Source organism: Pseudomonas sp. BN414 (genome assembly GCF_029871275.1).
Lineage (GTDB): Bacteria > Pseudomonadota > Gammaproteobacteria > Pseudomonadales > Pseudomonadaceae > Metapseudomonas > Metapseudomonas resinovorans_C.
Genome location: NZ_SSOL01000065.1, coordinates 1 through 10,558, shown reverse-complemented (window position 1 = coordinate 10,558; position 10,558 = coordinate 1). Strand labels below are relative to the sequence as shown.

General features: G+C 64.6%; 8 protein-coding genes. 4 read left to right on the top strand and 4 right to left on the bottom strand.

What is annotated here, in order from left to right; translation table 11 throughout:
• Nucleotides 1-6: 6 nt before the first annotated feature.
• On the bottom strand, nucleotides 7-1,149 hold the full coding sequence (locus tag E8E95_RS13095; protein WP_280350781.1) for an efflux RND transporter periplasmic adaptor subunit: 1,143 nt from the start codon (nucleotides 1,147-1,149) through the stop codon (nucleotides 7-9).
• A gap of 204 nt (nucleotides 1,150-1,353) precedes the next feature.
• On the opposite strand from E8E95_RS13095, the gene E8E95_RS13090 reads away from it, so the two are divergent.
• From E8E95_RS13090 to E8E95_RS13075, 4 genes are all read left to right on the top strand, one after another.
• The gene (locus E8E95_RS13090) at nucleotides 1,354-1,995 is read left to right on the top strand and encodes a TetR family transcriptional regulator (RefSeq protein ID WP_280350779.1); all 642 of its coding nucleotides are present in this window, start codon (nucleotides 1,354-1,356) and stop codon (nucleotides 1,993-1,995) included.
• Between the two features lie 443 nt (nucleotides 1,996-2,438).
• On the top strand, nucleotides 2,439-4,175 hold the full coding sequence (locus E8E95_RS13085) for a type I secretion system permease/ATPase (protein ID WP_280350777.1): 1,737 nt from the start codon (nucleotides 2,439-2,441) through the stop codon (nucleotides 4,173-4,175).
• Between the two features lie 6 nt (nucleotides 4,176-4,181).
• Nucleotides 4,182-5,525, top strand: coding sequence for an HlyD family type I secretion periplasmic adaptor subunit (locus E8E95_RS13080; protein ID WP_280350775.1), 1,344 nt, complete (start codon nucleotides 4,182-4,184; stop codon nucleotides 5,523-5,525).
• Between the two features lies 1 nt (nucleotide 5,526).
• The gene (locus E8E95_RS13075; RefSeq protein ID WP_280350774.1) at nucleotides 5,527-6,912 is read left to right on the top strand and encodes a TolC family outer membrane protein; all 1,386 of its coding nucleotides are present in this window, start codon (nucleotides 5,527-5,529) and stop codon (nucleotides 6,910-6,912) included.
• Between the two features lie 171 nt (nucleotides 6,913-7,083).
• Here the strand turns inward: E8E95_RS13075 and metR are convergent, their stop codons facing one another.
• From metR to gcvT, 3 genes are all read right to left on the bottom strand, one after another.
• Entirely contained in the window at nucleotides 7,084-8,001 is a 918-nt protein-coding gene (gene metR, locus E8E95_RS13070; protein ID WP_280350772.1) for a transcriptional regulator MetR, read from the bottom strand.
• Nucleotides 8,002-8,176: 175 nt separating this feature from the next.
• On the bottom strand, nucleotides 8,177-9,154 hold the full coding sequence (lipA, locus tag E8E95_RS13065; protein WP_280350771.1) for a lipoyl synthase: 978 nt from the start codon (nucleotides 9,152-9,154) through the stop codon (nucleotides 8,177-8,179).
• A gap of 96 nt (nucleotides 9,155-9,250) precedes the next feature.
• Nucleotides 9,251-10,369 (bottom strand): glycine cleavage system aminomethyltransferase GcvT, encoded by a 1,119-nt coding sequence (gene gcvT, locus E8E95_RS13060; RefSeq protein ID WP_280350769.1) that lies wholly within the window; start codon nucleotides 10,367-10,369, stop codon nucleotides 9,251-9,253.
• Nucleotides 10,370-10,558: the final 189 nt, after the last annotated feature.

Sequence of the window (10,558 nt, the reverse complement as noted above, 5' to 3'; positions counted from 1 at the left end):
GGCTCCTCAGTGGCTCTTGGCCAGGTTGTCGCCCGCGGGTTGCTGGGCTGCCACGTTGGTTGCCGGTGCTGCGTTCACTTCAACGCCCGGTCGCACGAACTGCAGGCCTTCGGTGATCAGGCGGTCGCCGGGGTTGAGGCCTTCGCTGACCAGCCAACGGTCGCCGACGGTGCGTTCGGCCTTCAGGTGGCGCAGTTCCACCTTGTTCTCGGCATTCACCACCATGGCGGTGGCCTGGCCCTTGAGATCACGGGTCACGCCTTGCTGCGGTGCGAGGATGGCTTCCTGCTTCACTGCCGAGCCCAGACGGGCGTGGACGAACATGCCGGGCAGCAGGTTGTGTTCCGGATTGGGGAAGACCGCGCGCAGGGTCACCGAACCGGTGCCTTCGTCTACCGAGACTTCGGAGAACTCCAGGCTGCCCTTGTGCGGGTATTCGCTGCCGTCTTCGAGCAGCAGGGAAACCCTGGCGCCGCTGGCACCGGCTTTTTCCAGTTGGCCTTCGGCCATTTCCCGACGCAGGCGCAGCAGGTCCTTGGTGGACTGGGTCACGTCGACGTAGATCGGGTCGAGTTGCTGGATGGTGGCCATGGCCAGGGTCTGGCCGTTGTTCACCAGCGCCCCTTCGGTGACCGCCGAACGGCCGACACGTCCGGAAATGGGGGCCAGCACCTTGGTGTAGCGCAGGTCGATCTTGGCCTTCTCCAGCGCGGCCTCGGCCTGCAGGCGGGCGGCCTGGGACTCGTCATAGGCCTGCTTGCTCACGGCCTGGTCGCTGACCAGGTCCTTGTAGCGGTCCGCCAGGGACTGCGCCGAGGCCAGGCTGGCCTGGGCGCTCTTGAAGGTGGCGGTGTAGACGGACGGGTCGATCTGATAGAGCTGCTGGCCGGCCTTGACCTCGCTGCCTTCGGTGAACAGGCGCTTCTGGATGATGCCGTCGACCTGAGGGCGTACTTCGGCGATGCGATAGGCGCTGGTGCGACCGGGGAGTTCGGTGGTCAGGGTGAAGCTCTGGGGTTGCAGGGTGACGACACCGACCTTGGGCGTCTGGGCGGGCGGGGGAGCCGAGGCTTCCTGGCAGCCGGTGAGGACGAGCGTGGCCAGTGCGATGGCGGAAACCAAGGCGGCAAAGGCTGGCTTCATGGGCATCTGAAGGGACCTCTATTTTCTGGGGTACAGCTTCCTGAAGGGAAGGCTGGGCGCAGGGCAGGTTCTGGATTCTTGCGAAGGTGTACGAATATACTTACATGCGTGAATGTTTGTAAATCGAATCTTCCGAAGCCGCTGTCAGAATTTGTTTCCTCGGCTTGATGATTTTTCCTTTGATAGCAATCAGATAGGTAAAAGTGGCGAATGGCCAGACGCACCAAAGAGGAAGCCGAAGAGACCCGCGTGCAGATACTCGATGCTACGGAGCGGGTATTTCACGAGAAGGGTGTTTCCCGCGCCTCTCTGGCTGAAATCGCTGCGGCTGCCGGCGTGAGTCGAGGCGCCATCTACTGGCACTTCGAGAACAAGAGCGACCTGTTCCAGGCGATGCTCGAACGCATCCACATGCCGCTGGAACAGCTGGCGCGTGCCAGCGAGAGCGAAGATGAGCCCGACCCGCTGGGTCGCATGCACCAGCTGCTGGTGCGCCTGCTCAAGCGCGTGGAACTGGACCCGCAGAGCCGGCGCATCCACGAGATCCTCCGGTTCAAGGTGGAATACACCGAGGAACTGGGCGACCTGCGCCAGCAGATCCAGGACCTGAGCGCCGAATGCGATGAGCGCATCGCCAAGGCACTGCGCAATGCAGTGAGCCGTGGTCAGTTGCCCCGAGACCTGGACTGTCGCCGCGCCGCTGTCAGCGTGCATGCCTATATGGAAGGCATCCAGACCAACTGGCTGCTGGTACCCAATGGCTATTCCCTGGCGGACGAGGCGGAAAACCTGGTTAACAGCCTGATGGACATGCTGACGTTCAGCCCGGCGCTACGGGTCAGGGCGAACTGACCCCACGGTTGGCCACGTGAGTGGGTGGACAGCCCTGGTAGGGTGCGCCGTGCGCACCGGCGGTGTTTCCGGTGCCCAGGATGCATAGCGCGACTCTATCCATCCTGCGTCGATTCACTCGTCGGAGCTATACGTCATTTATCCGGCGCCAGTTCTGTCCTGCTGGCGCCGTCGGCATTTTCCCCAAAAGTGGGTAAAGCGCTCTAGCTCGGTGCTTCCAGCCTTGATGAGAAACGCTCTCGCGCAAAAGGCCCATGTCGTCGGTCGGGGTTAATCCCGCAGCCGTCCGGCAGACGGGGTTGGAGGCTGGCGGGGGGCCGGAGTCTTGGCTAAGGATGTGGGTAGGCTTCTGTGGGGGCAGCGCCGTTTCGCTCCAGGGGCTTGAATTATAAGAAGGCGGTCGGACCCGGCCGAACCCACCACTCCGTCAATGGAGCGCCGAGATGAAGAATTTCTCGCAGCCCCGTACAGAACTGTCCGAAGCCCTGAATCGCCTGCGCCACACCTTTTATGTGGTCGGCGGCTTCAGCGGCGTCATCAACCTGATGATGCTGGCGCCGGCGCTCTACATGCTGCAGGTCTACGATCGCGTGCTGGCAAGCAGCAACATCACCACCCTGGTGATGCTGACAGTGCTGATGCTCGGGCTCTACGTGCTCATGTCATTGCTGGAGGTGGTTCGTTCGACAGTGCTCATCCGCCTTGGCAACCGCCTGGACATGAGCCTGAACAAGCGCATCTTCAATGCTTCCTTCGAGCGCAACCTGCGCCGAGCCGGCGGCAACCCGGCCCAGGCACTCCAGGACTTGTCCCAGGTTCGCCAGTTCCTCACCGGCAATGGCCTGTTCGCGTTCTTCGACGCGCCGTGGACCCCCATCTACCTGCTGGTGATCTTCCTTGTGCACCCGCTACTGGGCGTCGTCACCCTGATCGGCTCGGCGATTCTCTTCGCGCTGGCACTGCTCACTGAAGTGGTTACCCGGGGTCCGCTGATGGAAGCCAACCAGGCTTCGATGGCGTCCGGCACCTTCGCCAACAACAACCTGCGCAATACCGAAGTGATCGAGGCGATGGGCATGCTGCCGGCCATTCGCGAACGCTGGTACAGCAGCCACCAGCGCATCCTCGAGAAACAGACCCAGGCTTCGGACCGTGCGGCCTACATCAACGGCGCCAGCCGTTTTGTGCGGATCACCCTGCAGTCGCTGATCCTGGGTGCCGGCGCGCTGCTGGCCATCAAGGGTGAGATCACCGCCGGGATGATGATCGCCAGTTCGGTGCTCAGCGGTCGCGCCATGGCGCCGGTTGAACAGGCCATCGGCGTCTGGAAACAGTTGCTCTCCGCCCGTGCTTCCTGGGAACGCCTGACCAAGCTGCTGGCTGACTTCCCCGCCCGCAAGGACGCCATGGCGCTGCCCAAGCCCCAGGGCGCACTGGCGGTGGAGAACGCCATGACCGCAGCGCCCGGTGGTACCGCCACTATCCTGCGTGGGGTCAATTTCGCCCTGGCGCCCGGCGAAGCACTCGGCATCATCGGCCCATCCGCCGCCGGCAAATCCACCCTGGCCCGGTTGCTGGTGGGGGTCTGGCCGGCGCAAGGGGGCACGGTACGCCTGGACGGCGCTGACATCTTCCAGTGGAACAAGGCGGAACTCGGTCCTTGGCTCGGCTATCTGCCCCAGGACGTGGAGCTGTTCGAAGGCACCATCGCCGACAACATCGCCCGCTTCGGCGAAGTGAACAGCGAGGAGGTGATTCTGGCGGCCAAGCGCGCTGGCGTGCACGAGATGATCCTGCGCTTCGACAAAGGTTACGACACGCCCCTTGGCCTCGACGGCAGCCCGCTCTCCGGCGGACAGAAGCAGCGCATCGCCCTGGCCCGGGCCATCTATGGCGATCCCTCGATGATCGTGCTGGACGAGCCCAACGCCAACCTCGACGACGTGGGCGAAGCGGCGCTGGTGGAGGCCATCCTCGACCTGAAGAAGCGGGGCAAGACGCTGGTCCTGATCTCCCACCGCCCCAGCGTGCTCGGCACGATAGACAAGGTCCTGCTGCTGAGAGACGGCGGTATGCAGATGTTCGGTCCTCGTGATGAGGTCTTCTCAGCATTGCGCCAGGCCAGCGTCATGCCCTCCGTGGGCACGCCCAACCTCGCGTCCGTGCGGGCAAAGGAGTAATCGATCATGCAAGCGGCAAGCGAAAGCAAGGCCCTGGTACGGGTCGAAGAACCGACACAGGTGGACATGGATGACTCCCGGCCGGCGCGTTGGGGTGTCTGGATGGTGCTGGCAGGATTCGGCGGCTTCCTGGTCTGGGCCGTGATGGCCCCGCTGGATGCCGGCGTGGTGGCCAACGCCACGGTCAACGTCACCAATGCGCGCAAGACCGTGCAGCACCTCACCGGCGGTGAGGTGGACGCCATTCTCGTGCGCGAAGGCGACAAGGTACGCGCCGGCCAGGAGCTGGTGCGCCTGGACCCGACCCAGGCCATCGCCGAGCAGGGCGCCCTCAGCTCCCAGTACATCGTCGCCAAGACCGTGGAAGACCGTCTGGTTGCCGAGCGCGATGGCGCCGACACCGTGACCTTCGCCCCGGAACTGCTGGAGCGCTTCAGCGGCGATCCGCGCCTGATGGAATCCATCGCCCTGCAGCAGCGGTTGTTCCAGACCCGGCGCAAGGCGCTGCTGGGTGAAATCGGCATCCTCCACGAGAACCTCAACGGTGCCGAAGAGCAGCTCAAGGGCCTGCGCCAGGTCCAGGCCACCCGCGCCAGCCAGTCGAGCCTGCTTGGCCAGGAACTGGAAGGCGTGCGCAGCCTGGCCGCCGAAGGCTACATCCCGCGCAACCGTATGCTGGAACTGGAGCGCAATGCCTCGGAACTGAATGGCTCCATGGCGCAGAACATCGCCGATATCGGCCGCACCCGTAACCAGATCGCCGAACTCAAGCTGCGCATCCTCCAGCGCGAGCAGGATTTCCAGAAGGAAGTGGAATCCCAGCTGACCGATGTGCAGAAGGAAGCCACCTCCCTCGGCGAGCGGTTGCGTTCGGTGGACTACCAGGTGGACAACACGGTGATCCGTTCGCCCATCGACGGCATCGTCCTGGGCCTGACCATCACCACCGTCGGCGGGATCATCCAGCCCGGCGCGCGGCTCATGGACGTGATACCGGACAGTGAGCCCCTGCAGGTGGACGCCCAGGTTCCGGTGCAGGCCATCGACAAGATGGTCCCCGGGCTGCCGGTGGACATCACCTTCCCGGCCTTCAACCACGCACAGACTCCCAACATTCCGGGACGGGTGCTGACGGTTGCCGCCGACCGGCTGGTGGACGAAGCCAGCAAACAGCCCTATTACTTGACCCAGGTGGAAGTGACCGAAGAAGGCATGAAGATGCTCGGGCCGAACAATATCCGCGCAGGCATGCCGGCCACCGTAACCATCAAGACCGGTGAACGCAGCCTGATGAGCTACCTGATGAAGCCGCTGCTGGGCCGTGTCGGAAACGCATTCAAGGAGCAGTGACATGAGAGCCCGGATGGCCATAGCCGGTTTGTTCGGAGCCGTCGCCCTGCCTGCGGCGGCCATGGACCTCAGCGAAGCCTGGGGCGTCTACCAGACCCAGGGACCGACCTACCTGGCGTCGGTCCACGAACGCCAGGCCGGCCAGGAATACAAGGAACTGGGCAAGGCTGGCCTGCTGCCGAACATCAGCAGTACCGCCTACTGGAAGCGGGTGGACGGCACCAGCGAGCAGGACAACGTCCTGGGCAACTCGGTGGAGAATGACCTGGAGTACGACTCAAAGGGGGCGGTGGTGGAGTTGCGCCAACCGCTGTTCAACAAGCAGCGGATGGCCGAGTACCGCCAGGGCAAGCAACGAACCCTGTTCAGTGATGCGGTGTTCGATGTGAAGACCCAGGAATCGGCGGTCAGCCTGGCCAGCCGCTACTTCGCCGTGTTGCTGGCGCTGGAAACCATCGATCTGGCCAAGGTCAAGCTGAACAACCTGGAGAACCAGGTGAAGTCCGCCAAGCGCCGATTCGAACTGGGTGACGGCACCGTGATCGACGTCGATCAGGCCTCTGCCCGACGCGACCTGGCCCAGGCCGAGTTGATCGAGGCCGAGGACAACCTGCTGGTGGCGCGACGTCTGCTGCAGGAGCTGCTCGGCGTGCTGCCGGAAGAGATGTCCACCCTGCGTACCGAGTTTCCCACCCCGCCGCTGGAGCCGCCGACCCTGCAGGACTGGATCAGCGATGCGCGGGCCAACAACCCGACCATCATCGCCCGCAGCCGCAGCCTGGATATCGCGGACTTCGAGGTGGACCGGGCCAAGGCCGGGCACTGGCCGACCCTGGATTTCGTCGCCGCCTACAACGACACGGAGAGCGATTCGGTTTCGACCCAGAACCAGCACAACAAATACGGTTCGGTCGGCGTGGAGTTCCGCATGCCGATCTTCACCGGTGGCGCCACCAGCGCCCAGGTGCGCCAGGCTTCGGCCAACCGGGAGCTGGCCAATGATCAGTTGAACTCCAGCCGCGAAGAGGTGCTGTCCGGCACCACCCGCGAATTCCGTGGGGTGCAGAGCGGCGAGCAACGGGTCCGGGCCCTGGAGACCGCGGTGGTATCCAGCGAACGCGCCCAGGAGTCCGCGCGCAAGGGTTTCCAGGCTGGCACCAGTACCAACCTGGACATCCTCAATGCCGAGGAACAGGCGTTCATCGCCCGCCGCGACCTGCTGGAGGCCAAGCTGCGCTACCTGCTTTCGCGCTTGCGCCTGGCGGCTTCGGTGGGGTCGCTGGGGGCGGACGATATCCAGCAGGCCAACGAATATCTGGGGCCGTCGCTGCCGATGCATCCGAGCGTTGATCTAGGGGGCGAGGCACCGCCGATGGTGGATCGCTGAGGCAGCGGACCAACCTACGTGGCGGCACTTGTAGGTTGGGTAGAGGAACGAAACCCAACGTTTCGCGGCCGATGCCGGGACCGTTGGGCCTCGCTCCGCTCGGACCAACCTACGGGGCGGCTGCGCCGCCCATTGCGAATGAATTCGCCCCCACAGGGAACGGCGGCTCGTTCACCGCGCCGCACTGACCCCTTCCAGCGTTGCGAACGACGTGTCCTTCGCCGTCAGCAGGAAGTCGCGCATGAAGGGGGCATCCAGCATGTCGGCGCGGATGGCCGCGAACAGAGTGCAATACAGACCTTTCTCGCCCAGGCGCTTGGCGGTGACGTAGCCGCGCGAGCTGTATTCGTGCAATGCCCAATTGGGCAGGCAGCAGACACCACGGCCGCTTGCCACCAATTGCATCATCATCACCGTGAGTTCGGACGTGCGCACCTGGGCGGGCTCCACGTCCGCCGGTTCCAGGAAGCGGGTGAAGACGTCCAGGCGATCGCGTTCCACCGGGTAGGTGATCAGGGTCAGGCTGGCCAGGTCCTCGGGGACGATGAACGGCTTGCTCGCCAGGGCATGCTGGTTATCCACAGCCAGCAGGGCTTCGTAGGTGAAGAGCGGCACATAGGTGATACCGGCGAGGTCCACCGGGTCGGCAGTCACCACCAGGTCCAGGTCGCCCCGCGCCAGAGCAGGCAGAGGGGCGAACGAGAAACCCGAAGCCAGGTCCAGCTCCACCTCCGGCCAGGCGTCGCGGAACTGGTCGATGGTGGGCATCAGCCACTGGAAGCAGCTGTGGCACTCGATGGCCATGTGCAGACGGCCGGCAGTGCCCCCGGCCAGACGCGCCAGGTCGCGCTCGGCGCTGCGCAGTTGCGGCAGGAGACTGTCGGCCAGTTGCAGCAGTCGCAATCCGGCGCTGGTGAAACGCACCGGTTTGGTCTTGCGCACGAACAGCTGCATGCCCAGGCGCTCTTCCAGTTCCTTGAACTGGTGGGAGAGGGCGGACTGGGTGAGGTGCAAGCGTTCCGCGGCTTCCACCAGGCTGTCGGCTTCGCGCAAGGCGTGCAGGGTCTTGAGATGGCGCAGCTCGAGCATGGCGGCCCTCCATGAGCGGAATTTGAGATAAATCGTAACTCGGTGAGTTTGTCTCAAGTTAACTGGGCTGTCGACAACAGCCAATGCTCATTTCGGCACGGACCACCCTACGGGGCCGCTGCGCGGCCCTTGGCGAATGAATTCGCCCCCACAGGGGCCGCGCAAAGCCACCGAATCAGTTGATCTTCCGGCCGCCGTGGACCTGCTGATCGGCATGGTACGAGGAACGCACCAACGGCCCGGAGGCCACGTTGGCAAATCCCATCTCGGCCCCCTTCTCGGCGAACCAGGCGAAGGTGTCGGGGTGGACGAAGCGCTGCACCGGCAAATGATTGCGTGACGGTTGCAGGTACTGGCCGAGGGTGAGCATGTCGATCTCATGCTCGCGCATGCGCTGCATCACTTCGATCACTTCGTCGTCTGTCTCGCCCAGGCCCAGCATCAGGCCGGATTTGGTCGGCACTCCCGGCACCCGTTGCTTGAACTTCTGCAACAGGTCCAGCGACCACTCGAAATCCGAGCCCGGACGCGAGGAGCGATAGAGGCGCGGCACGGTTTCCAGGTTGTGGTTGAATACATCCGGCGGTTCGGTGGCGGTGATTTCCAGGGCGATGTCCATGCGTCCACGGTAGTCCGGCACCAGGGTTTCAAGCTGGATGCCCGGGGACAGCTTGCGGATCTCGCGCAGGCAGTCGGCGAAGTGCTGGGCACCGCCGTCGCGCAGGTCGTCGCGGTCCACCGAGGTGATCACCACGTATTTCAGGCGCAGGTCGGCGATGGCGATGGCCAGGTTCTTTGGCTCATCGGCATCCAGCGGCTTTGGCCGACCGTGGCCGACGTCGCAGAAGGGGCAGCGACGGGTGCAGATGTCGCCCATGATCATGAAGGTGGCGGTACCGCCGGAGAAGCATTCGCCCAGGTTCGGGCAGGAGGCTTCCTCGCAAACGCTGTGCAGCTTGTGCTTGCGCAGCAGTTGCTTGATTCGGGCCACCTCCGGCGAGGTGGCAATGGGGACGCGGATCCAGTCCGGTTTGCGCGGCACGTCCTCGGTGGGAATGATCTTCACGGGAATGCGCGCGACCTTCTCGGCGCCGCGCAGTTTTACGCCGGCCTGCAAAGGTTGCGGACGCGGGGTGATCTGGGTTTCGGTCATGTTCTTGCTCCGAAGGCTCGGCGTTTTTCGTAGGAGCGAGCTTGCTCGCGAAGCTCTTGTTCGCGAGCAAGCTCGCTCCTACAAGAGCAACAGTCCTCAGCCGCGGTAATAGCGCTGCGGCACGAAGGGGGTCTTGGCAACTTTCATCGCCACGCGCTTGCCGCGCACCAGGGCCCAGACCTCGCTGTCCAAGGCCGCGTGGCTGGCGCTCACGTAACCCATGGCCACCGGGGCACCGAGGCTGGGGCCGAAGCCGCCGCTGGTGACTTGGCCAATCACCGTGCCCTCGGCATCGACGATCTCGGCGCCTTCGCGCACCGGCACGCGCTCCTGCGGCAGCAGGCCGACGCGCTTGCTGGGTACGCCGTCACCCTGCTGGGCGAACACCGTGCTGGCGCCGGGGAAGTTGCCGGCGCGCACGCCATCGGCGCGGCGGGCCTTGGAGATGGCCCAGCCGAGGCTGGCCTCGATCGGCGTGGTGGCGGTGCTCATGTCGTGGCCGTAGAGGCACAGGCCGGCTTCCAGGCGCAGCGAGTCGCGCGCGCCGAGGCCGATCGGCTGGACTTCCGGCTGCTCGAGCAGGGCACGCGCCAGAGCGTCTGCATGCTCGACCGGAACGGAAATCTCGTAGCCGTCTTCGCCGGTGTAGCCGGAGCGGCTGACGTAGCAATTCACACCCATCAGTTCGAGCGTGGTGAATTGCATGAATGTCATGCCGGCTACGTCCGACGCCAAGCGACTCAACGCCTGGGCAGCCTTGGGCCCCTGCAAGGCAATCAGGGCGCGGGACTCGAACAGCGATTCGATTTCGCACTGCCCGCCGAGGTGCTTCTGCAGGTGCGCCAGGTCCTGCTCCTTGCAGGCGGCGTTGACCACCACGAACAGTTCGTCGTCGGCGAGGCGGGCAACCATCAGGTCGTCGAGGATGCCGCCGTTGTCGTCGGTGAACAGCGCGTAGCGCTGCATGCCCACCGGCAGGTCGAGGATGTCCACCGGTACCAGGCTTTCCAGGGCGCGGGCGGCGTTCTCGCCGCGCAGGAGGACCTGGCCCATGTGCGAGACGTCGAACAGGCCGGCCTGCTCGCGGGTGTGCAGGTGCTCCTTGAGCACGCCGAGCGGGTACTGCACCGGCATGTCGTAGCCGGCGAAGGGCACCATGCGGGCGCCGAGTTCGAGGTGCAGGGCGTGCAGCGGGGTTTTGGCGAGGTCGGTCATGTAAGGCTCCAAAGCGAAAGTCGGTGCGGGTTGGGGCGACCCTCTCCCCCGGCCCCTCTCCCTGAAGGGCGAGGGGAGACAAGCTCCCTCTCCCGCTTGCGGGAGAGGGCTGGGGAGAGGGTGCTTTTCAGCATTCGATGATGTTCACGGCGAGGCCGCCGCGGGCGGTTTCCTTGTATTTGCTCTTCA